This is a genomic window from Flavobacterium limi (genome assembly GCF_010645075.1).
GTDB classification, from domain to species: domain Bacteria; phylum Bacteroidota; class Bacteroidia; order Flavobacteriales; family Flavobacteriaceae; genus Flavobacterium; species Flavobacterium limi.
In genome coordinates this window covers 1-23,648 of record NZ_JAADZV010000002.1, presented here as the reverse complement: position 1 = coordinate 23,648, position 23,648 = coordinate 1, and the positions used below count along the sequence as shown (strand labels likewise).

The 23,648-nt window shown below is 31.9% G+C and carries 24 protein-coding genes, 1 tRNA gene and 1 pseudogene; 9 read left to right on the top strand and 17 right to left on the bottom strand.

Going from position 1 to position 23,648, the window contains the following annotated elements:
• Window positions 1-198: 198 nt before the first annotated feature.
• Window positions 199-1,428 (bottom strand): multidrug effflux MFS transporter, encoded by a 1,230-nt coding sequence (locus GXM16_RS04870; RefSeq protein WP_163393285.1) that lies wholly within the window; start codon window positions 1,426-1,428, stop codon window positions 199-201.
• Window positions 1,429-1,570: 142 nt separating this feature from the next.
• Here GXM16_RS04870 and GXM16_RS04865 point away from each other — a divergent pair, with 142 nt between their 5' ends.
• The 3 genes from GXM16_RS04865 to GXM16_RS04855 all read left to right on the top strand — a co-directional run bounded on the left by GXM16_RS04865 (window position 1,571) and on the right by GXM16_RS04855 (window position 4,853).
• Complete coding sequence (locus GXM16_RS04865; protein WP_163393284.1) at window positions 1,571-1,987, top strand: hypothetical protein; 417 nt, start codon at window positions 1,571-1,573, stop codon at window positions 1,985-1,987.
• Between the two features lie 351 nt (window positions 1,988-2,338).
• Window positions 2,339-4,255 (top strand): DUF294 nucleotidyltransferase-like domain-containing protein, encoded by a 1,917-nt coding sequence (locus GXM16_RS04860; protein ID WP_163393283.1) that lies wholly within the window; start codon window positions 2,339-2,341, stop codon window positions 4,253-4,255.
• A 1-nt stretch (window position 4,256) separates the two neighbouring features.
• Window positions 4,257-4,853, top strand: a complete 597-nt coding sequence (locus GXM16_RS04855) for a 3'-5' exonuclease (protein WP_163393282.1) — start codon at window positions 4,257-4,259, stop codon at window positions 4,851-4,853.
• 31 nt (window positions 4,854-4,884) lie between these two features.
• Here GXM16_RS04855 and apt read toward each other — a convergent pair.
• Window positions 4,885-5,397: pseudogene (apt, locus tag GXM16_RS04850) on the bottom strand (adenine phosphoribosyltransferase).
• A 114-nt stretch (window positions 5,398-5,511) separates the two neighbouring features.
• Between apt and GXM16_RS04845 the strand changes: the two are divergent.
• A tRNA-Arg gene (locus tag GXM16_RS04845) sits at window positions 5,512-5,585 on the top strand.
• On the opposite strand, the gene GXM16_RS04840 is transcribed toward GXM16_RS04845, so the two are convergent.
• Together GXM16_RS04840 and GXM16_RS04835 are read right to left on the bottom strand one after the other, a co-directional pair.
• On the bottom strand, window positions 5,586-7,100 hold the full coding sequence (locus GXM16_RS04840; RefSeq protein WP_163393281.1) for a recombinase family protein: 1,515 nt from the start codon (window positions 7,098-7,100) through the stop codon (window positions 5,586-5,588).
• Window positions 7,097-7,267, bottom strand: coding sequence for a hypothetical protein (locus tag GXM16_RS04835; RefSeq protein ID WP_163393280.1), 171 nt, complete (start codon window positions 7,265-7,267; stop codon window positions 7,097-7,099). Before GXM16_RS04835 ends, GXM16_RS04840 begins: the two co-directional genes overlap by 4 nt.
• 477 nt (window positions 7,268-7,744) lie before the next feature.
• Here GXM16_RS04835 and GXM16_RS04830 point away from each other — a divergent pair, with 477 nt between their 5' ends.
• The 3 genes from GXM16_RS04830 to GXM16_RS04820 all read left to right on the top strand — a co-directional run bounded on the left by GXM16_RS04830 (window position 7,745) and on the right by GXM16_RS04820 (window position 9,958).
• Window positions 7,745-8,071, top strand: a complete 327-nt coding sequence (locus GXM16_RS04830) for a hypothetical protein (RefSeq protein ID WP_163393279.1) — start codon at window positions 7,745-7,747, stop codon at window positions 8,069-8,071.
• Between the two features lie 35 nt (window positions 8,072-8,106).
• The gene (locus GXM16_RS04825) at window positions 8,107-8,235 is read left to right on the top strand and encodes a DUF3606 domain-containing protein (RefSeq protein WP_163393278.1); all 129 of its coding nucleotides are present in this window, start codon (window positions 8,107-8,109) and stop codon (window positions 8,233-8,235) included.
• A 781-nt stretch (window positions 8,236-9,016) separates the two neighbouring features.
• Window positions 9,017-9,958 (top strand): T9SS type A sorting domain-containing protein, encoded by a 942-nt coding sequence (locus GXM16_RS04820; protein ID WP_163393277.1) that lies wholly within the window; start codon window positions 9,017-9,019, stop codon window positions 9,956-9,958.
• Between the two features lie 125 nt (window positions 9,959-10,083).
• Here the strand turns inward: GXM16_RS04820 and GXM16_RS04815 are convergent, their stop codons facing one another.
• On the bottom strand, window positions 10,084-10,608 hold the full coding sequence (locus tag GXM16_RS04815) for a DUF4269 domain-containing protein (RefSeq protein ID WP_163393276.1): 525 nt from the start codon (window positions 10,606-10,608) through the stop codon (window positions 10,084-10,086).
• A gap of 730 nt (window positions 10,609-11,338) precedes the next feature.
• Between GXM16_RS04815 and GXM16_RS04810 the strand changes: the two genes are divergently transcribed.
• Together GXM16_RS04810 and GXM16_RS04805 are read left to right on the top strand one after the other, a co-directional pair.
• Complete coding sequence (locus tag GXM16_RS04810) at window positions 11,339-12,493, top strand: IS3 family transposase (protein ID WP_163393275.1); 1,155 nt, start codon at window positions 11,339-11,341, stop codon at window positions 12,491-12,493.
• Window positions 12,494-12,519: 26 nt separating this feature from the next.
• A complete protein-coding gene (locus GXM16_RS04805; RefSeq protein WP_163393274.1) occupies window positions 12,520-13,134 on the top strand; it encodes a transposase in 615 nt (204 codons plus the stop codon).
• Between the two features lie 86 nt (window positions 13,135-13,220).
• Here the strand turns inward: GXM16_RS04805 and GXM16_RS04800 are convergent, their stop codons facing one another.
• From GXM16_RS04800 to GXM16_RS04745, 12 genes are all read right to left on the bottom strand, one after another.
• The gene (locus tag GXM16_RS04800; RefSeq protein WP_163393273.1) at window positions 13,221-13,754 is read right to left on the bottom strand and encodes a hypothetical protein; all 534 of its coding nucleotides are present in this window, start codon (window positions 13,752-13,754) and stop codon (window positions 13,221-13,223) included.
• A 62-nt stretch (window positions 13,755-13,816) separates the two neighbouring features.
• The gene (locus GXM16_RS04795) at window positions 13,817-14,383 is read right to left on the bottom strand and encodes a Crp/Fnr family transcriptional regulator (protein ID WP_163393272.1); all 567 of its coding nucleotides are present in this window, start codon (window positions 14,381-14,383) and stop codon (window positions 13,817-13,819) included.
• A gap of 201 nt (window positions 14,384-14,584) precedes the next feature.
• Window positions 14,585-16,084: a T9SS type A sorting domain-containing protein gene (locus tag GXM16_RS04790; RefSeq protein WP_163393271.1), complete on the bottom strand. Its 1,500-nt coding sequence runs from the start codon at window positions 16,082-16,084 to the stop codon at window positions 14,585-14,587.
• Window positions 16,085-16,492: 408 nt separating this feature from the next.
• Window positions 16,493-17,176, bottom strand: a complete 684-nt coding sequence (locus GXM16_RS04785; protein ID WP_163393270.1) for a hypothetical protein — start codon at window positions 17,174-17,176, stop codon at window positions 16,493-16,495.
• A gap of 212 nt (window positions 17,177-17,388) precedes the next feature.
• A complete protein-coding gene (locus GXM16_RS04780) occupies window positions 17,389-18,102 on the bottom strand; it encodes a hypothetical protein (protein WP_163393269.1) in 714 nt (237 codons plus the stop codon).
• 177 nt (window positions 18,103-18,279) lie between these two features.
• Window positions 18,280-18,897, bottom strand: a complete 618-nt coding sequence (locus GXM16_RS04775) for a hypothetical protein (protein ID WP_163393268.1) — start codon at window positions 18,895-18,897, stop codon at window positions 18,280-18,282.
• Window positions 18,898-19,245: 348 nt separating this feature from the next.
• A complete protein-coding gene (locus GXM16_RS04770; RefSeq protein ID WP_229684252.1) occupies window positions 19,246-19,701 on the bottom strand; it encodes a hypothetical protein in 456 nt (151 codons plus the stop codon).
• A 228-nt stretch (window positions 19,702-19,929) separates the two neighbouring features.
• Window positions 19,930-20,559: a hypothetical protein gene (locus GXM16_RS04765; RefSeq protein WP_163393267.1), complete on the bottom strand. Its 630-nt coding sequence runs from the start codon at window positions 20,557-20,559 to the stop codon at window positions 19,930-19,932.
• Entirely contained in the window at window positions 20,534-21,463 is a 930-nt protein-coding gene (locus GXM16_RS04760; RefSeq protein WP_163393266.1) for an HNH endonuclease, read from the bottom strand. Before GXM16_RS04760 ends, GXM16_RS04765 begins: the two co-directional genes overlap by 26 nt.
• A gap of 109 nt (window positions 21,464-21,572) precedes the next feature.
• Complete coding sequence (locus GXM16_RS04755) at window positions 21,573-22,055, bottom strand: GIY-YIG nuclease family protein (RefSeq protein ID WP_163393265.1); 483 nt, start codon at window positions 22,053-22,055, stop codon at window positions 21,573-21,575.
• A gap of 278 nt (window positions 22,056-22,333) precedes the next feature.
• The gene (locus GXM16_RS04750) at window positions 22,334-23,053 is read right to left on the bottom strand and encodes a hypothetical protein (protein ID WP_163393264.1); all 720 of its coding nucleotides are present in this window, start codon (window positions 23,051-23,053) and stop codon (window positions 22,334-22,336) included.
• A 6-nt stretch (window positions 23,054-23,059) separates the two neighbouring features.
• A complete protein-coding gene (locus GXM16_RS04745; RefSeq protein ID WP_163393263.1) occupies window positions 23,060-23,596 on the bottom strand; it encodes a hypothetical protein in 537 nt (178 codons plus the stop codon).
• Window positions 23,597-23,648: the final 52 nt, after the last annotated feature.

Below are 23,648 nucleotides of genomic sequence, written 5' to 3'. Positions count from 1 at the left end.
TACAAATGATTTTATAAAATACGAAACTATATTTTTTTAACGTTGAGTTTCAATAAGCATAATTCTACTATGTTATACTACTCTGTTTACTGCGATTTTTGCAGGTATTAAATAGGGGCAGATAAAAAAAATGGCAGCAATTATCTTCAATTGACGCCATTTGGCCGTGACCTTACGGCTCGTATGCATTATCTTGTATTAATGGGTAGATACAATATCATTCTCCGGAGACAGTTCAATTTTTTGTTTAATAAAACGTTTCCCAATATTCAGAATAATAAATGCTAAAACAGTTGTTGTGGTCATAATGAGTACCATTGGAGCAACTGAATCTTTAACAAAAATTCCAATAGCAAAAGAGGCTAATGCTCCTAAGCCAAGCTGAATCGCTCCCATTAATGCAGAAGCACTGCCGGCGTTTTTAGCAAAAGGAGCAATCGTAAGTCCGGCAGTATTAGGATTTGAAATTCCCAAACAGCCTAAAAACAAAAATAGCATTCCAATCGTTTCATACAATCCTAAAAGATTATTCAAAGAAAGAATCAAAAAAACAATGCTTATTACGCATTGAGCAATTAGAGCACTAAATATCATTTGCTCGCTGGAAAATTTCTTTAATAAAACCGAATTTAATTGACTTGAACCTATAAAACTCACAGACATAAAGGCAAAAATCCAACCATACGTCTTAGCGTCAACATGATAAATATCCATAAAAATAATAGGAGAGGCTGCCACGTACGAAAATAATCCGGAAAAAGCTATTGAGCCTGTAAATGCATAAGTAAAAAATTGCGGGTTTTTAAGCACTTTTAAAAAATTCGAAATGATAGGTTTCGGTTTTAATGAAATAGAAGTATCTGGTTTATAGCTATTTGGCAAACCTATTTGTGATGCAGTCAAAATAACAATTCCCATACACATCAATATTAAAAACACAACATGCCAGCCATAGTCTTCAGTTACATAGCCGCCAATTGTTGGCGCCAGCATTGGCGAAAGCCCGAGAACAAGCATCAACAAAGAAAAAACTTTCGGAATATCCTTTACAGGAAATAAATCCCTAACCATAGCAACAGAAGCTACCGTTGCAGCGCAACTGCCAACTGCCTGTATAAAACGCAGGAAAATAAAAACATCAATATTAACGACATATACACAACCTAGAGAAGCCAAAATGTAAACCATTAAACCAACAAACAAAGGCTTTTTTCTTCCAAAACGATCTAATAAAGGCCCGTAAAGCAATTGTCCTGCAGAAATCCCTATAAAATAACTTGATAAACTCATCGAAACCTTTGCAACAGTTGTATTCAAATCAGTGGCAATTCCTGAAAATCCTGGCAGATACATATCTATTGAGAAGGGGCCAAGAGCAGTCAGAGACCCTAAAATAAGAATAAGTTTAATATATTTTTTTGTTGTCATTTTCTTAAAATATCGCTTTGAATTTCGTGCAAAGATAAATATTTACTAACTTGATATCTATAATAATCATCTTTTTAGCAAATATGGTAATTATGTAATAATGCAATAATTCTTTATCACACTAATTTTAAAATTTTAAATTATGAAAAAAATCACATTACTACTGGCAGTTATTTTTAGTACATTTTCGTTTGCTCAGACAATTTCATCAAAAATTGAGGAAGTAAACACGGCACAGTACGATCTGCTAAAAAAGGTAAATGAATATTATCCGGATATTACCTTAAATAAATCTATTACAAATTTTTATGCAGATGGAAAAATAATTGATTCTCAACAAGAGTTTAATTTAAAGGGAACTAAATTTTCAAGCTATAAACTCGGTATTGAACCTGATAATAAAAAATTATTATTCGAATATGTTTCACCTGAGACTGGAAAAGTTTATGGAGATGTTTCAGTTTTCAAAGGAAATGTTTTGAGAACAACTTTTAATGAACAAAAAAATGAAATTGAAGTTTCCCTAAATGGTAAAGCTGTTTATTCTAAAAAACTTTAAAATATTCACACTGACTAAAGAGAATTTCTTTGTATTATATATAGTACGAGAATTTCTCTTTTAACAATAGTTTTTTTGACCTATAATTTATATTATGTAAAATATAAAATCTAATTACATTTTTGAATAATTTGTATAAGTTCATCAAAACATCTACAATAAAAAGTAATATGATGAAAGTCAGAAAATCAAATGTCAGATAGTGAACAATATAACTTATATACAAACCTATAATAATGAGAAAGTTTTATAAAAAAATAAGAATTGTATAAAACAATCGTTTTGCTGTAACAATATCGCATAATCATTTATTATTTTATTATTTTTACATTCGACTATATTCGATTTACTATGAATACAATTGCTGAACATATTGCGGATTTTTTAAAAGAATATCCGCCATTTGATAATTTGACATTTCAGGAACTATTTAATATTGCGACCAATATTCGTGTAATAAATTTAGAAAAGCATGCTGTATTGTTTCAGAATAATGATGTACTTCATGATAGCTTTTATGTAGTATCGTCCGGAATTATCAATCTTACGACAATTGCTGATGCTGAAGAAACTATCATAAATAAATGTCACGAAGGAGATATTTTTGGTTTACGTCCGTTTTTTGCAAAAAACAATTACATGATGACAGCCAAAGCACGTGAAGAAAGTATTGTTTACGCTATCCCTATCGCTGTTTTTAGACCATTTGTAGCTAATAATTCGGATGTGCTAAATTTTTTATTAGAAAGTTTCGCAATTAATTCACGTCACACCAAGGATAATGTAAATTCCACAAATAAATTGGTTACTGATAATGGCTTTTATTCGGATACGCAATCAGAGTTGCAATATATACAGTCTCTTAGTTATAATAATGCACCGCTAACAACTACTGCTGATAAAATCGTAAAAGATGTTGCCATTTTAATGACTGATTCTATGGTTGATAATATTGTGGTTTGCGAAAACAACAATCCAATAGGTATTTTGACTGATGCTGATTTATCCTCTAAAATTGCGACAGGACGTTACCCTATTACAGAAACCATAGACAAAATTATGTCATCACCTGTTGTTACTGTTATAGAAAATGTTTCTCTTGCAGAGGCACAATTACTAATGTTGAAACATAATGTTACACATCTATGCGTTACTAAAGACGGAACAAACAAATCTGCTGTCAGAGGAATTATTTCTGAACACGATTTAATTGTGGCTCAAGCCAGTAACCCAGGTGTGTTAATTAAAGAAATTAAACGATCACAACTACCAAAAGATTTAAAACAGATTCGGGATCGATTATCTGATTTGATTCAGAATTCGATTCAAAAGAATATTGCAATTTCACACATCTGCAACATTGCCAACGAAATTAATCTTGCACTGATAAAACGTGCAGTGGAATTAACCATTTTAGATCTGGGCTCCCCTCCTGCCCGTTTTGCATGGCTAAGTATTGGAAGCCAGGGAAGAAAGGAACAACTTTTACTGACGGATCAGGATAGCATTTTAATATTTGAAGATGTTACACCCGAAAAATACAGAGAAGTAAAAGATTATTTTTTAAGACTAGCCAAAAGAACAACATCACTATTAGAAAAAGTAGGTTATGAATTTTGTCCAAATGGGCATATGGCTAGCAACATGTTATGGTGTAAATCATTGACTGACTGGATAAAACAATACAACAGCTGGATGAACACTCCAGGTGAAAATAGTAATGATTTGAGCAGTATTTTCTTTGATTATGAAATTGTTTTTGGTGAGCCGAAAATTGAGGAAGCCGTAGAAAACGTTATTTTTAAAAATGCAATTAACAATCCATTGTTTTTTGATTTTTTAGGTAATGAAGCCCTAAAAAAGAATTCAGCACTAAGTTTTTTTAAAAAATTCATTTTAGAAGAAGAAGGTCCTCATAAAATGAAGTTTGATATTAAAACAAGGGCATTAATGCCTTTAATCGATTCAGCACGATTGTTAATACTAAGTTCAAATATCAAAGGAATCAACAATACTTATTTAAGATTTAAACAACTTGCCATTTCAGACTCTAAAAATGCAGAAATATATCTAAGCTGTGCGGAAGCCTTTCTGACATTATTAAAGTTCCGAACAGTCGAAGGTTTAAAAAATGACGATTCCGGTCAATATATAAATATCAAAGAATTAACCAAAACAGACAAAGAGAAATTAAAAAATGCATTAGCTCCTATGCGCGATTTAGAGGAGTTAATTAAGAGTAAATTTCAACTTACACAATTTTCATAATATGCTGGACTGGCTGAAAAATATTAATAAAGAATATCCTGATTTTTGGAAAAACTATCTTAGTAAGTTTGAAACTAAGCCCAATAGATTTGTAGTTATATCAACCGAAACTTCAGGACTGAATCCCGTAAAAGATGTTATCTTATCTATGGGGTCTTTTGCTATTGTAGACGACAGTATCATAATCCAGGATAATTTTGAAGCGGTTTTATTGCAATATAAATATTTGCATGATAATGGCTTATCAAACGAATTTATAATTGACAGTAAAATGACTAAGCTTCAGGAAAATGATGCTCTGCAAACTTTTATAGATTATCTGGGAAATGCAGTTTTAGTTGGTCATCATGTTAATTTTGATATTGAAATGATAAACGCTGCATTAGAAAGATTAGATTGCGGCAGATTAAAAAACGAAGCACTGGATATTGATGTGATGTACAGAAAATTAAATGACATTAATGATAAGCAGTTTTCTTTAGATGATTTATGTGAAATATATAAAATCCCAAAAAGTGACAGAAACTCATCAGCTGAAGATGCTTATAGAATTGCTTTATTGTTTTTAAAACTAAAATCCAGATTAGGCATTAAATAGTCAATTCATAAACGTATTCAATTTATTACCACTAATGAATAATAGCAGTAAATACTGAATACTCTTTTATCTTCTCTTTTCCGTTTAAGAAAGCAAATTTCAATAAGAAATTAAACTGAACAATTTCTCCGCCGAGTTCATTAACTAAATCGCAAGAGCTTTAGCGGTTCCGCCGGTTGCCAGAATGTCATCATGAATTAAAACTTCATCTTCCTTTTTTAATGGTATCTGTCTGCATTTCTAATGAATCTGTTCCGTATTCCAGATCATAAGATGCAGAAATAGTTTTAAATGAAAGTTTTTTAAGTTTCCGAACAGGAACAAAACCCGCATTCAATGGGGTCATCTAATAACATCCGAAGAAAAAACCTCTGTTTTCAGCCCCTACAGCCTTATTAATTCTTCGATCATTTAAAGAACTGAGTCAAATTTTGATACAATATTCTCTTGCCATAGGATCATTTAGCAGTGGGCTTATATCTTTAAATAAAATTCCTTCTTTAGGAAATCCCTGAATATCACGTACATAATTTTCTAAGTTCATTTTTTTTTATTTTTATCTTGTTTTTTGTTTGTACATCTAACATTTATACCTATATTTGCACCCGCAAACAGCAATCAACAAAGCTACAAAATTAGCTTACTTGAAAACAAAAAAGGCCTCGTGGCGCAACTGAATAGCGCATCTGATTACGGCTCAGAAGGTTACTGGTTTGAATCCAGTCGAGGTCACTACTCGGGACAAAAGAAAAATATCATCTTTTGTCCGTTTTTTTTTGCCCGTAACCTATTGTTTACCAAATAGATACAATTGACCATTTCATTGATTCGGGCGGTGCGGATTCTCTTTTCTTCAAATGTGAAATTTTCGGGAAAAATTAAACCAATTAATTCTCTGCAATCAGCTAAAGTCCCGCCATCAAAGGCCTCGCCCAGCTTTAAAAGGTTTTCCAGTCCGGTCGTCGTTAAATGCTCTATAGATGCCCTATCGTCTTCGACATTACCAATGTCTTTTTCCAGCTTATTGATAATTGCATTGTATTCTATTTTCATCAGATTATAATCCTCATGATCGATTTTCTCAGTAACTAACAAATTTCTGGCCACCGCTAATTTCTTTTCATAAACCGCGATCTGCTCAAGGGACTTCTTTTTTTCACTTGCTATTACTCCTGTGTGCTCTCTATAGCCTTCAAGCAGAATTGCAATATATAGTTTCTTTACTTCTGCTAAAGGTTTAAATTTATTTAAGTGTTCCTTAAATATTTTATTGGCTACTTCTGAGTTTATTCTCCATTTGCAAACTTTATCACAGTGATAATAATAGTAATATTTACTCCTCCCTTTACATTTGCTGCCTGTTAACTTCATACCGCACTTTGGACAGAGAAAAAAACCTCGCAAAGGAAAATTCTCAACAGTCTTAATTTTCGGTCTGTATGTCCGTGCTTTGCTGTCAAGGACATCCTGAACTCTATGAAACAATCCCTCACTTATGATCGCCTCATGTTGTCCCGAAACCCATTTTTCCTCTTCATCCTTGTATTTAGGAACAACTATTTTTCCGCAGTAGAGTGGATTTCTTAAAATTACCCACAAGTTGCTCTTAGACAGCTCTAAGCCTTTATCTTTTGCCATTTGATAAATAGACTCGGTACTGAAGACATTTCTAGCGACTTGCTCGAATATCCAAATAAGTTTTGCTGCTTTCTCCGGTACTATGGCAATATATTTCTTTCCATCCTCAGTAACCTTATTGGCATATCCATAAGGTGCCATGCCCATATGCCTCCCCTCCTTCTTGCCGCGTCTTAGCCCTTGAAAAGTATTTAAAGCCCTACGGTCATTTTCAACCTCAGGCGCGGCCAGATAGAATGCAAGCATCATTTTATTCTCAGGAACGCTTAGATCAAGCGGCTGCTCTATAGCCTGTGGTTCGACCCCTAATTTTCTCAACTGATTAATCATTTGATAAGCATCCCCCGCATTACGGCTAAATCTGTCCCACTTCATAAAAAGAACCAGATTAATTTTATTCTTATGCTTTTTTATATTAGCGAGAAACTTTTTCCATTGGGGCCTGTTAAAAGTTTTAGCCGAATGATCCTCATATATTACACTACGTATCTGTATCTGGTTTATACTGCAATACTTTCTCAGCATTTCCTCCTGATTTCGCTGTGAGAAGCCTTTTTCCGCCTGCTCGTCCGTACTTACACGAATATATAAATCTGCTATCTTACTCATTTTGTTTTATTTAAATATTTCAAAACAGCGATATTAGCAATAATTCTTAAGAAATACAAGATTTCCTCTGCTTGTTCAGGCGTTACATCTAATCCTTCAGAACGAAGCATTTGGAAAGCTTTTTCCGGGGTCAACTTTGAAGTACTGTAATTGATATCATTTTCCATAATTTCACTTTTTAAAATTCTAAAAAGTAATTTATATTTTGAAATGACTCAATCCTTATATTAGAAGCATTTGTCGGTCTGTGGAAGTCTATTTCCTAATTGATATTAATTCATTTCGAATGTTTTGGAATTATATTAGATAAAAAAGCATAGCATAAATTTAAAATCCAAAATATCTTTAATTAATTCAGGTTTAATCTGGTGAGAAGAAAAATTGATTTATAGTAGAAAAAAACCGCTACTATTCTATTTTTATTTGTAACTATTTTTCGAATAAGAAATAATACACCCAATCATCGATTGATGTACAGAAAAACTGATTTCCTTTTTAGAGTAGCCATTTGCTGAAAGTTTAAAAGTTCTGTCTATGAATCACGGATTATCAGACGTGCTTGAGAATATATACGGCACACACTTTCTAGACAGCTTTCATTTTGAATAACATGACTCCGGAGTTCAAATCCATCCAATTTAGGCATGTTAATATCAGATAATTACATGTTAATTTTGATAACAATATTTTCTATTTATAAAAATCATCTTTCAGCATTTTTATATTTAATAAATAACTTTAATTATACAGAAAATGGAAAATTCAAATCAATACACTCAGGAAGAATTACAAAATATCTATACCATAACCAAATAAGTTACACCACAGAAAATGATCAAGCCTATACTGCAGGATGGGGAGAAGATGATAATCAAGATGATCCCGGAAGTGACCCTGATCCACGTGAACATGGAAGAACTGACAGACCAGGCGGCTCAGAGAGCAGCGAAACTGATTTAGAGGAAAGATAAGATTTTAAAACTTTATAAATTTAAATGTAGCAATCATGAGCGACGACTTAAGCAAGAAAGGACCACAAGACAGATTCCGCATCAATATGAATGAAGAACATGAGGTTATTTACTGGACTGAAAAATTCAGTATCACAAAAGAAGGTACTGCAAAGAGCAGTTGATCAGACCGGAAGTAACCCGGCTGATGAAGTTGAAAAAGTTATCCGCAGATAACTAAGAAATAATTTTCAAAAAAATAATAAATCCCCTGCAGGAGTAAATATGTGAAGGGGATTTAATGTTTCTATATAACTGCACTTCACCAAATTCATTAGCCATGAAAAATAATTAAGAAAATCCCAAAGACTCAATCAGCGACATAAATGCAATACTAAAAAAAGGTTCTATGAGCAAAATGCCAACTGGCATCAAACCCATGCTGGCTACATTAGTAAGCACTCCATTTGATAATGAACTGTGGACTTATGAGATTAAATGGTACGGTTACCGATCTTTTCCAATCAAGGTGTGTAGTATGAATGTTCGTTTATTTTTAATATAAGATAGCTTTACCTTCTCTCCTACTTAAGCTTCTTAACCTCCAAAAACCCTCAGATTCATCATTCACTGTACTGCTGTCTGTAATGAGTGAAAAATTCTCTTCAGTAGATAATTATTTGACATGAGCGATTTCAAGGTCTGATGGTGTAACTTCAGATAACGGATAAACAAAAGATTGGGATCCAATAAAATATACTTTATTTTGTGATCACGACAGAACTTAATATAACTCTTATTGTAATTATTACAATGTTTATAATATCAACAAAATTATAGTTTTTTTAGTGTTTTTTTCTAACACTTGAGTATACTATAAAAATTTCTACCATGAAAAAAACTTTACTTATTGCCACTATTTTAGTGGCTAATTTTGCATTCGCGCAAATCTATAATAATGGGGGTTTGAGCACAGGTGCCACTTCTAAAAGTGGTGTAGCGGCGCCCTCCGGATTTACTTGGTCTGAAGTGCAGAATAACACTGGTAACACGACAGAATCAAATGCTAGTGCGGGATATGCAGGAACTTTTAGTTCAGCAACAGCAAACTTTTTTATTGCAGATGACTTTACTATTCCAGCAGGGCAGACTTGGAATGTTAGTTCCGTCGATGTGTTTGCTTACCAAACAGGATATAACGGAGCAACATCTCCATTTAATACAATGAGGGTTAACATTTTCAGCTCAGATCCTTCCGTAGCGGGTGCGGTAAGTGTTTTTGGAGACGATACCACCAATAGATTTGCATCCGGTGCGCAAGAAAATATATATCGAATATTTAACAGCACGGTACCTGTATCATCTACGCCCGGAACTACACGCAGAATATGGAAAGTTACCGGCAATACCCCTGTGACACTTACTGCGGGCACCTACTGGGTTAAGTATCAATTGCAGAATGTAAACGTTGCAAGTGCAGGATTTTTTCCGCCTGTAACAATTTCTGGCACTCGAGGTTTGCCTGAATGGAATGCGAAACAGTATAATGCCGTTAACAACACATGGATCCCGATAATTGATGATGGAAATCCTGCTTCTGCTCCTGATTATCCTATGGATATGCCGTTCATTATTACGTATACTACTGGTAGTTTAGGAACAAACGAAGTGATGCAGTATGATAATAGAATGCAGGTATATCCAAATCCTGTACATGATGTATTCAAGATTATTAATCCTCAGGAAATTAAAATTACAGAGGTCGAGGTGATTGATATGGCAGGAAGAATAGTCAAGACTTTAAAAGGTACTGAAGAATACAATATTTCAGATCTATCCAAAGGAAATTACCTATTGCAAATTAAAAGTGACGGGGTGACCAAGGTTACCAACCTTTTAAAACATTAATGAAGATTCATTATTGTGCCTCCAAGATAAGTAGAGCGTCATCCTATTGGAGATTGTATTAACTAGTCCTCAATAGCCTATATCGATTATTTAGCACGCTCAGCTTGTGTTAGCGTTTGGGATTATTAATTTCCTTCATATCTTAATAGTTCTATATAAGGGTCGCCAGTTAAGCCAAGCACGGACGCAAAGGCGCTCTCTGTTTTATGTCCTTGGTGTTTAAGTTCGATAATTTGCTGTCTGAATCTTTCATCGTTGTTATTTAGCAAGTTATATTCAACTACGAGATGCCGATATCCAAATTGTTGTTTAGATGGAATAGTTTGACCGAAAACTTCGATTTCAAAGTCGCTAATAAAGAAGTTGGCGACAATAGCTATTCCATTTATGTTATGCTGTTCTCTAATCTTGAAATGATCTTCATTAGCGAAATTATCAATAATTGTTTTTTGAAATTGATGATTATCTGAAAAACAGCAAATTATGTCAAGGTCGCTACTTTCAATATCAATGCTTAGTGGTATTGTCCCAACGAGAATGGGATCAAAACTTTTAAGCTTAGATAAGATTTGAATGTTATTTAAAATGAAATATGCCTGTCTTTGTCGATCGGTGCCATGTTTTAAATATTCTATATTATCAAAATTCATATTTGCTAACTGATCCTTTTTATTTTTACATCCTATGGTTTCGGTTTATCAATGTCATGTCACGGTGCTGCGCCAGCCTGAACGCTAACTTATTTATGTACGCTATAAAGTAGCGTCAATCTACTCAAAACTGGGTGCATATACGAATGTTTTCTTTTCTTTTATATCTATTCAAAAATAACCAAAAAAGATTATAAAACATTAAAACAATATTAATTACCTCCTACCCTTTTCAACATTAAGATTCTGTAGATATATTTTTTAATTCCCGAAACTACCTCCCCTAAACTTGACAGTTAAAAAGTGAGAAGTCAGAGACATTTCACATAGCATTTTATGAGAACACTTTGGAGAGCTGGGCGTAAAAAAACCTTGAATCTTAATGATCCAAGGTTTATTCGTGATGCCCCCCACAATACCACAAAGTCTTTACTTTTTACTTCTAAAGATTCGAATGTAGGAAAAATATTCTTTTTAAAAAAAATATTTTTTAGGAAGAATTTTACAAGTAATTTTATCAGGCGTGAAAGATATCCGAACAGCTTTTTCACTTTAAGCCATAATGCATGACAAACTTGCTGCAGTACTATCTCAGCTAAAATATTTCATAGCAGGATGCAAAACGCTTATAACTTTTGCTACATAATTACTACAGTTAACAAAAAGAATATCACACTATAAATTTGATTTTTAGGTCGTTATATTTGTAATAACAACTTATATATTCAATATGGCAGCAAAAATAAGCTACACTTCAGATTTTAAAGAAAATGCCGTTCAGCTAAGTTATGACAGAAAAAATGTCAATGACGCTTCCAGAGAACTTGATATTTCGCCAAAATTACTTTCCAAATGGCGTACAGTTTACAGAAAATTTGAGAACGGAAGCTTCCCCGGCAGAGGCAGAAAAAGAGTTTACTATGAAGACAGGAGAATATTTGAATTAGAAAAAGAACTTTTACAATCACAGTTAAAATTAGAAATACTCAAAAAAGGTATAAATTTTATTGGGCAAGGCAAGCATGCGCTTTATAATTATATACATGAAAATAAGCATCTATATCCTATTGGTATGATGTGCGAGGTGTTAGGAGCTTCAACTTCAACCTACAATTTATGGACGCAGAAACCTGTTTCCAAAAGTGAAGCCCGTGTCAGCCTGCTGAAAGAGAGCATAACTTCGGTATTTTACGAATTCAAGCAGCATTATGGTGCCGTACGAATAACAAGAGAATTACACAAACAAGGATTTTCAATTTCTGAAGGCCAGGTCTCATTTTATATGAACCAGCTGGGTCTTAGAAGTAAATTCAAAAAGAAGCGCAAAGTAACCACCGATTCTAAGCATAATTTATATACTTCCCCTAATATGCTTAACAGGCAGTTTAAAACAGATAAGCCTTCTAAGATTTGGGTTTCGGACATTACCTATATTCAGATTGAAAAAAGGTTTCTGTATCTCACTGTAATTATCGATCTATATGACCGAAAAGTAGTTGGCTGGAATATTGGTTCCGCCCTTTCTAGTAAGACCACTACCCTACCCGCCTGGAAAATGGCAATACAAAACCGAAAAGTTAAGGATGGACTCATATTTCACTCTGACCGTGGAGTGCAGTATGCCAACAAGCTATTTACAACTACTCTGGATGCATCTAAATGTGTCCGAAGCATGAGCCGAAAAGGTGACAGTCTCGACAATGCGGTTTCTGAAAGCTTTTTTAATTCACTAAAAAGAGAATTAATATATATACAGCCCAGATTACTCACTCCAGGAGAAATAAGAATAGAGATAAACGACTACATAGAAAACTGGTATAACAAAAAAAGAAGACATGCAGCACTCAATTATAGATCCATTGAGGAATTTAATGCTGAGGAATAATTTCCTAAAACGATAGTCCTAAGTGTATGAAAGAAAATAAACAAAGCTATAGTCCTGATTTCAAATTGAAAGCTGTGCTGTTAAGTTTCGAAAAAGGATCAGTAGCTGAAGTAGCTCAAAAATTTAACATAACGAGTCACTCATTATTTAATTGGCGCCGGAGCTTTATAATACATGGTGCGGAAAGCTTTTCTGTCTACGGAAAAGGCGCATTACGTGCTGAGGACAAAAAAGTTTTTGAGCTTAAAACAAAAATTAAAAAACTAAATATTCAATTTGACATCATCAAAGGAGCAACAGAATATCTTCGACATGGTCCTATTTCTACATTTCAGTACATAGCCGAAAATGAAGATAAATACTCCAGTTATCTGATATGCAAAACGCTTGGAGTATGCTTAAACAGCTATAATAAATGGAAATATAAATATGTTTCAGAACGACAAAAATGGAAAATGATGGTTAAGGAAGAAATTACTAAGATCTTTCTAGCATCCAAAAAGCGTTATGGTTCCAGGCGTATTACAGCTGAACTTCAAAAATGCGGATATGAATTATCTTCTAATACAGTACTTATTTATATGCGGGAGTTAGACCTGTATGTTTCAGTGAGAAAGAATAAAACCAGAACTAAAAAATAATTAAGCAGAATATTGAAAGTGCGAAGTCAGACATATTCATACAGCATCTCACGAGAGCACTTCGGTGATTAAGTGTTCTCAAATAATTATCTTTTTATTTTTACCCACTGGATAATATTCCTACCTATAAAGAATAAAATTAATAATAGACTGACTGCACCGCCCGTCATTTTAATAGAACTAAATGTACTTGATATCGCGACTCCTAAAGCTGATATTGCAGGGAAATTGTCCATCAAAATAATTTGTGAAATATTTTCGAAAACATCCGCAAGCGTTAAAAAAAGAGGCAGCATGATATACCATTTTTCCTTTTTGACTAACGCTGCAAGTAATAGGGAATAACCTACGCCGGAGATGGTAGTGTATAAAAAGTCTAACCCAAGCATTTTAAAGTAGAATTTTCTTCCTTCTTTTCCTAGTTTGTCATATAAGTCTGCTATGTATTCATAGTTATAAGTAAAAAGCTGGTCGGGGTTTTTCACATTCTCTGAATAATGAAGAAATTCAGGAAGATAATCAACTATTAATAAAGCTTGTAGAACAATACCCACTGCTAATACCGGAAGGGCAATCTTATACTTCCCATTTTTAAAAAAGAAACCAATTAGTTTTTTCATCTCAAAATAAATTTTATGATTAATAATCACAAAATTATCCCAATGGATTTCTAATTCTGTTATCAATTGTTATCAGTTTGTGAAAGCAGAGATTTTTTTACGCGACTTAGTGAAACAGGGGTTATCCCAAGATAGGAGGCGATATAACGCTGAGAAATTTGCCTTTCTAAATTGGGATAGAACGTGATGAATTTCTGGTATTTGTCAAGAGCTTTTACCTGCATCAGGCAATCATCCCTGTTCATGAGTCTGGTCATTTCCCTTTCCTTTATTGCCTTACCTATTTCATGTAATTTTTTGGTTCCAGATAACAAATCCTTCAATTCCTTTGAATCGAATACCAATAACTTTGTACGGCATAAAGCCTGATAGTTGTATATGGACACGCTTTTTTGAGTTCTAAATGAATGCGTACTCATAAATTCCCCCTCTTCGAAAAATGATGTGCTTTTCTCACTCCCATTTTCATCTATAATAAAGCCCCTAACGATTCCATTTACCAAAAAAACTTCCTTATCATTATGTTCGCCTTTGCGAAAAATTATTTGATCTTTCTTCAAATGGAATATAGTTCCAATATTTTTTATAGAAACCCATTCATCTTCATTTAGGGAGTTTATAATTTTCATGATTTATTTATTTTTGGTCAAACTTGCAGATAAAGTTCTGGTATTAGAACGGAACAACATTTTCACAGAACCGGGTTTTGAAAATTAATGTTCCAATTTCGGAAAACGAAATCAATTAACTTGAACAAAAAAGTTAGCTATGGCACTTATCTGTTGCTAGCAGATGGTTTTTGTTTCTAAAAATAGAACTATAATCCTTTTTTAATCCTTAATTAATTTGAAGTTCTCTATTAGTCCCTCTGAATAAATTTTTAAGAAATATATTCCTTTAGCAAGATTTCCTGTATTTAATTGATCTGTATTCTGATTATGTTCGAAAACTTTTTTTCCTGAAGCATCTAATATCTCTATTGTGTTTATTTGTTGTCCGGATCTCGATATTACATTTAATTTATCTTGCATTGGATTGGGATAGACATTGAAGTTTCTGCCTAAAAACTCGTCATTTTGAATACCAAGTAAATTTGCATTATTATATTTTGCTAAGGCTACATTACTAGGATAAGTAGTGGTCCCTACTACTATGATATTATTTTGATTTACAATTACTTTTTGAACTTCAATAAAGTTCATATTTGTCACTACACCAGCAGAGCCAAAGTTTGTCTTATAACTGCCGTTTGCGTTTAATTTCATTAAAAAGCCTTTATTAGAATTTGAAGCTAAAGACACTCCGGCAAGAAGTATTGAGTTATCGTTTAAAATATTTAGATCTTGTACAAAATCTTTTTCATTATTTGTATCTATCAATAACTTACCATCATCACTGAATGAAGTATCGAGTAATCCATCAATTGTAAATCTGCTTAGATTTATATTATAATTGAAATAATCCTTAGCTCTTGAACCAACTGCATATATTTTATTCTGAAATACCTTAACAGTTAAAAAACGATCATAATAATCATTAGGATTAGCACCAAACTGTATAGAACTGTATCCATTTGTTCCAAAAGTTGTATCAATACTCCCATTTGAATTTAATTGCAGTAATAGAGAAGATTCAGTCGGATTACTGACCACGCCGCCTATCAAAATTTTTTCACCATTCATAACAGAACAAAAAGCTCGTTGGGATAATGAATCAAAGTCAATCACTGCTACACCATTTATTCCAAAATTAGTATCAAAACTTCCATCAGCATTTAATTTTATGACTTGTATGTCTGAATTGTCATTTAAAACATATCCAACTACAATAATTTTATTATCTGGTAATATATGTAAAGATTGTATATCGGATTCAGTACCAGATATTTTTGTAACAATTCCGTTTGTGCCAAAAGTTGTGTCTAATGTCCCGTCAGAATTTAATCGTGCAACAGTAGCATACGAAGTTAATGAGCCTGATCGTCCAGCTATAATAATTTTTCCATCTGATTGAGTAGCAATTTTTCTTATTTGGCTTTTATCGCTTCCAAATTCAATAATTGAAATTCCATTAGTTCCAAATGAGACATCTAAGGTGCCGTTGGGTAGATATTTTAATACTACATTATCAAGTCCTTTTAAAGTAGTATAGCCCGCAACAAGAATTTTATTGTCCGGCAGTTGGATTCCGTCTTGCATATAATCATTACTGGATGCAGACAAATCTGTAAAAACTCTGCCATTTGTTCCAAAAGACGTATCTAAAGAACCGTCTGTTTGTGAGTATAGGATAGAATTAATTAAAATAAAAAAGAGTAGTATTTTTTTCATGCATTTATTATTGTAAAATTATTTATTTATAAATTTAGATAGCAATGGTTTCCGTTTCCTATCTCGTCAAAAATAACCAAAAAAGATTACAAAACATCAAAACGATATTTAGTTACCTCCTACCCTTTTCAATATTAAGATTCTGTAGATATATTTTTTAACTCCCCGAAACTACCTCCCTGAAACTTGACCATAAAGAAGTGCGAAGTCAGGGACATTCTCACAGCATTTATAAGAACACCTCGAAGAGCCGGGGTTTTGTAAAATGTCTCCAACGTTTTCGGCTTTGCGTTCGGGCGGGAAATCGAAGCACAAAAGCTGATATTATTACTAATGTTCAATTGAAAAACTGCCGTTGAATTTCACACTAAAGCCCGCCTGATGCAGAACCCGTGTTGGGTGCTGTACTTATTTTGGTTCAAATTTATAAATAATGTTTTCGAACTGAATATTTTCTGATGAAAATGAATTCATAAACTCAACAAATTCGTCATAAGAGTTGAAGTCCGCAGATATTTTGTCGGTTTCAACAGTAAGTTGATTATTGTCAAATTGTGCTTTGAAAAAAGTTTCCGTAGGCAACAGTTGTCCGTCTTTATTAAATAGATTTTTAAAATCTTTAAGATAGTCTGCCAGTTCTAATTCTGTTTGCAATTTTCTCACTTCTTGCTGTCTGTCATAAATTGCAACGTCTTGCAAATATTCGGGATTGTCAATTAACAACGATTTTACGAAACTTAAATACCTTTCGTTTAAAACAAAGCCTTTTTCTGCAAAAGCATTTTGATTATTCGTTATGTTTTTTGGATTGTCAATCGTTCTGTAAATACTTTCTAATTCAGAACTATATTCTTTAAAAAAGGAATTAGATGCAAATAAATTTTCTAAATAAATTCCATTAATAGAGATCCAAATTGGCGTTGAAGATGTTAATTCGATTTGGATATCTAATTTAATATTATCCTTGGATTTTGCAACAAAATGATATTCATAAGCAATTTGTTCTTCTTCAAAGTCAGAAAATCCAAAGTCTTTCAAAAATTGAAATTCTGCAAATAATGTCGTTTTAAAGTGTTCAAAGAAGTTTGTCATACGGGTTGTTAAGAAGTATAGCACACAACGTTCCCTTGCTACAAGAGGTTTGGGATTAAATTAAGCCTTATTTTCGGATTTGCCTAAACTTCCCAAATACAAGACCATTTTTAAATTAAGCCAAATGCCCAAATCTCTTGTAACGGCTGTTATAGGCAGGGCATATTGTAGAGGCCGAATTTGAGTTTGAGTTCAAATTCGGCTTCAATTTATTAATGATCTCTTGGTCTTGGTGGAGGTGGAGGAGTTTGCCTTGTTGGCTGTTTGTCCTCTTTAATTATACGTGGCTCTTGCCTAGGTGGTGGTGGTGGCGGCGGTCTCCTTTGGTCGTTTCTCATTATTTCATTTTTTACGATTTGAATTTTGTAAATTTCTTCTTTTTCGTGATTAATATAGTTAATTGTAAAAAGGACAGATAAGATAAAAAGCGCTAAAATGCAATTTAAAAGATGAACTTTTGATTTATGTAAATATGCGGATTTTCTATCATTATTATAAACATTTACATCAATACATTCTATTAAAGTTTTCTCGACGTTTTGTTGAACTAAAATGTTTAAAGTTATACTTGGATCAAGGTCATCCCTATACGTTTCTAAATAAATTTTTAAATCTTCTTCCTCTTTGGTTAAAAAATTTGCATTTGGAAATGCTTTGTATGAATAGCCTTTATAAAAATCGTTATATGATTTAAGCAAATAATATATGCAAATAAGCCAAAAAACAATTGTGATAGTTGCAAAGATAGAAAATGAATATTTTAATAGAATTGACTCTTGTGAATAATTATATTTATTTGAAAAGAAATATATTCCTGCAAGAACAGCTGTTAATATTCCAATAGGAATATTCAATGAATTGTTCAGACAATCTTTTCGGTCATCTTCTTTATAATACCACTCTTTCAGAAATTCAAATTTGTTCATTTTCAAGTTGTTTCTCTAGAATTTTTTTTGCATTGTCTATAACGTCCTGTGGCTTTGCGACTGTTGCGGAATTGGAACTGAGTTCGCTCGGCTGGACAAAACGAAGTTATGGAAAAAAGTATTTCATTTTACAACATAAACAGCAATAGCGCAAAACCGCTGTTATGCGACGTTTTTTTATATTTCAGAATACTTACGAATAAACAGGTTAACGCCTTCGAGCATCAACCTAATTCTTTGTCTATCTTCAACATTTTGCCAGTGTCCGTGTGCTGCATCATTACGAGTTCCTCCCCAAGAAATTATATCTTTTAAATCTTGTTTATTAATTTTCTCAAGTTTTTTTAATTCTTGGGAATAAGCATCAAGACTGTTTTTTATTGTAGAGATATCAAATTGCAAATCTTCCAACCAATTTCTTAAAAACTCTTCTAACGATGCTCCAATAACAACCGCAGCCGCCGCAGGATGGACACCTTTGTCGTTCAATAATGACGCGGCTTGTTCCAAATAACCTGATACCGTTTCTATTTGTATTTCTCTTTCTACAGAAATCTTTCTTATTAAATCATTTTCAACATAAGATCTTAATCCTCTTAAAATATCATTTACTTCCGGACGAAGAGTTGTAAAACTTGCAAACGGATTTAGTCTTTCAAGTGTTTTTAGAAATGAGTTATCTTTTCCAATATAATTTTTTATAAACTCTATCGATTGTGCTAAACTGCTAGCCGGATTTTCAGACGTAGTTGAAAGTAATCCATCAATATTTTTTAATAAATCTTCTTTTGTCATGATAAGTTCTTAAAATGTTGCACAACTTATTTATATAAGTTATAAAATACCGCCAATCTACCCAAAATTGGGTGTATACACGAATGTTTAATTCGCTTTATACATTTCAAAAATAACCAAAAAAGATTACAAAACATCAAAACGATATTTAGTTACCTCCTACCCTTTTCAAGATTAAGATTCTGTAGAAATTTTTTTAACTCCCCGAAACTATATCCCCGAAACTTGACCATAAAAAGTGCTAAGTCTAGAGACGTTCGCACATCATTTATAAGAACACTTCGGAGAGCTGGAGGATTTTTATTCTTTAAGTTTTTTAGCTGACACCATGTGACCAGCTGATTTTATTTATTCTTCACTATTATCTTCTTCCTCTTCTTCTCTATTGTGATTTTCTTCTTCCTGCTGTTTATTTTCTTCAATTTTTTCTTCTTCTTCCCTAATACGATTTTCCTCTTCATTTTGTTGGTCTTCCTTTTCCCGTATTAAATCATCTTCGTCTTTTGCATAAGAATCTGTTACGCAATCTCCTTCATTACCAATTATTTTTACAGTATAATCGACTCCTTCATCACTAGTGAAACTTGCTTCACCATCTGAAATATCTGGCGGTATAAAGTGTGAACTATCTAGCCAGCCTCCATTCGGCCAATGTATGACTGTAAGTTCATTATTTTCAATTTCTACTTCAAGAGTGTACGTTGAATTTGTTCCTGTTTCGGAATAATAATATTCTATTTCTGCACAATATGTTCCATCTTCATAGCCATCTTCACTTACAAATCCATTTGATTCAATTAGCAAATTATTTTGTTCGTTTGAAGATTTTCTTCCGCAACATATAATTAATAATACAAAAAAAAGGTAAATATGTTTCATAGTTCTGTCAAATTTGCTTTAATTTCGTCTGTTCGTCAATATTTCAAATTCCCTATTTTTCTATTTATGTCTTACTTAAAATTTGAAACACAATTTTTAGTTTTTTTATCTTAATTGCATGTACGAGGGTGATACTCGCACAATCCTGGAAATTTATTTTATATCATAGGTCGGATCTGAATTATCTTTATAGTATTTTGAATCAGAAATTTCTATTGACATTGCTTTTGGTTTTTCTATTAATGGTCCGATAAGTAATTTATCTATTTCCCCTTTTCTTTGTAAAGAAATAATATTGTGTCCTTCAAATTTATTCGTTTCACAAACTTTAAAGCCCAAAGAATCTATAAAAGACCAGCGATTATGATATTTCCCATAAAGCATATGAGAATTAACACTCATTAAGTCTTCTATTTGAAAAGCTTCAGATTCACAAAGTTGAGATAAAAGTTTATTGTTTATTTCACAGTTAACATAGAAAGCATCTTCTTTAGGAAACTCTTCACCATCATGCCAATTGTTAGAATAACAATAACAACCATATGTTAATTGCTCTTTTTCAACAAAATTCAAATCATTATAGGTTAAAATTTTAGCTGACAGAATCACTTTTGAAGAATCAATTACTGCCTTTTCTGGTTTATTGGTACACGATAAAATGATAAACAAAATCATGATAGTAAAAAGACGTTTCATAGAAAAATGATTAGTATATAATTTCTGCTGACTTTTTAAAAATCCCAAGTAGCAAATTTGATCAAATATTTGTCTCACGCCTTTCATAATACAAAACAATTGTATCAGTAATGGAAACTTTTTGTTTCTCATTAAGTTCAAGAATATACATATCAATATAATTAATTTCTCTGATGTTTTCCAGAGAAAATGAAGGAAATAATTCAATTCTTAATTTGTTCTTTGCTTTATGCTCTGAGTAGTTTTTTTTAGAAATAGGCAGAAAAAATTGAAAAACAACATTTGCAAAATTTATAAGTATAGCATATTCAGGAAATTCAACATCGTCAATAAGAGTTCTTTTTGCCTTATATAAGTTTATTTTTGGCTTTGCATGATACTTAGTTTTTAGCATATATCGATAGCATGACCATATTTGCATACCATTATCTAACGGTTCTTCTGAATTCAAAAAATCTAAGTAATGTATATTTTCATTCAACTCATCCTCAGTGAGCAATGAAATTCCCATTTTCAAAAAAACTTTATAAACTGAAAACGGACTAAACTTTCTAGTTCTAAATTTTACAGTTAGCGTTTTGTTTTTTTCGTTAAATTCAAAATCCTCATAATTAGTTCCGAAACTCAATTTCAAAGTGTTATTTAATATTTTTGTAGTTGTTGAAAATTCATCTCTACTTTTACTTGATTGAAAATTTGGGATTCCATTTTTTGTTTTAGTTTTTGTTAACGCCAAGTAATGTTGAATCATTGTAGATAGGTCACTTTCGTATTTTTGAAATTTTTTATTACAATTATCACATTCAAAGTTTGAAATAATACTATTTCTTCCAAAAAGTTCAGGAACAATGTGCGGAATTGTATTAAATGTAACTGCAGGATATTTTTCTTTACAGAATTTACAAATCTTCCCGTCTGGATTTGGATTATATTTTTCCTTTATATCATTTGTGGAATTATGAAGCTGATAATAATCAAGAAAATTTTCCATTGAGTAAGTTATATTAATTTTATTATAATGTATAAAATTTCAAATAAAAAATAAAAGTTCACAAAAGTTTGCGTAACATTATTGAAAACGCTAGTAAGGCAATGAGCTTTTATCTCACATCTTTTAAATAATCCATAATAGTTTTTAGCTTTCGTTTTTTTACTGAATTTATTAGATAATCCTGATGATTTGAAATTATAAACTCCTCGATTTCTAACCTCCCATAATAAACTTCTATAAAAGCTACGTATAATTCTTCTGCAAAGTAAGTATCAAGTTTAGTTTCAATATCAGCATCGTATTTTTTACTTGATTTAACTCCATTATACCGTAAGAAGCCTATTTGCTTTCTAAAAGAATGATTAACAGTTCTATTTATTTCGTTCATTCGGTCTTGTAAATTTCCACTTTCACCTATATATAATAATTTATTGTCTTTTTCAAATAAAGCATAAACGCCAGGAGAATTTGGAATTTTATTTTTTCTCCAATGCTTACATTTTTCGAATTTAATTCTCTCAGCTCTTAAAAGATTTTCTTGAGCTAAATGAAGAACGTCAAGTATTTCTTCTGAGGCTATTTTGAAATTCATCAGTCTTTTTATTGTTTAAAATTTTTCAATTTAAGTATAAAATAGTAATCTCCCTAAGTACATATGAACTTCTATCACATTTTATATAATTTCAAAAATAACCGAAAAGATTACAAAATATCAAACCTCCATTTAGTTACTCTTACCCTGAAGCAATAAGATCATGTAAATACATTTTTAACGCCCCAAGACTACCTTACCAATCCTTAACAATAAAAAAATGCGAAGTCATAGACATTCGCCACAGCATTTTCTAAGAACACTTTGGAGAACTGGGGTTACTTTTCATTAGAGTCTAGAATTTCAATTGTAAAATATTCAAAAAAATTAACTATTTCATTCCATCCTATAATAATTGAAATAATAAGCCCTATAATAGTAATACCTAAAGCATATTTTGCTAAATTATCCTTTGGTACTTTTTTTAATATATTACTTTGATTAGTAATTTTACTTCCATTGTTTATAATGACATTTTCTGCATTATTTATTTTAGTATTATAATTATTTTTATTTTTCATTTTTTCATTTATCCAATCTTTTACTACAATTTCTAAACTTTTATAATCACTTTCATTATTATTCTTTTCAATCCTTTTTCTAATTATTGAAAGTATTTCATATTTGATATGCTTAAAAAAATCTTGTTCCTCACCTTCATAAAAATGCAAGTGATACTCGATGAAGTTTGTTGCTTTATATAACGGAGCAAATTGTGTTAAATGATCTACAAATGAATGATCAAGAAAATTATTAATTGATCGAAATTTTTCTGCTTCAGTGTAATTTAACTTATTTGCCGCATAAAGTACTGAAGGGTAGAGACTAATTTCAAATCTATCTTCTTTTGGGTTGATTGAAGTATAATTTTCTGTAAATTTTCCATCAGAAAGTAAATAAAATTCTTCCATAAGAATTTCTGCAAGTTCTTCTTCTCCTTCCCCTTTATATTCCTTCTTTGGTAAATGTACTTTGAAATAGTTATGATGTTTTAGCATATACACTTATTTTATAATTTCTATTTCATCTTCAGTAAACCAACCAAAATCTAACAAATTTTTTCTTAATATTGTAGAGTTATCTGTATAAGCTACAATTGCTAGACTTTCTCTAGCCCTACTACAAGCTACATAAAATAATCTTGATGTCCGATCAATTCCAGTTTCGTCACCATTAGCGATATTTTTATTATCTGTTGCAGTTAGTGATTTTGTTCCAAATAACTTATCATAACTGAACATAAATCCTTTTGCTTCATCATCATCAATAATAACCATAACTCTATCATATTCTAGACCTTTTACACCTTGATGTGTTCCAAATCCCGAGTTCTCAGAGATATAATCATTATATTTTATTATCTCATTAAAATTTGCATTTAATGCAAGATCCCAAGCAAGTAATAATTCATCATCTTCGTCTTCTTCCTCTATTGTTTCATGAGTAACAGAAAAACGTTCTATAGCTAACTTTAAATCAGATGGCACTTTAAATATTTTTGAACTATTTACCTCATTGCAAATTCCGGTTATATTGATCACCCCATTCCGTTTTAAAGTGAGCACCTGATTCCAGTTCAAAATGACCACCTAA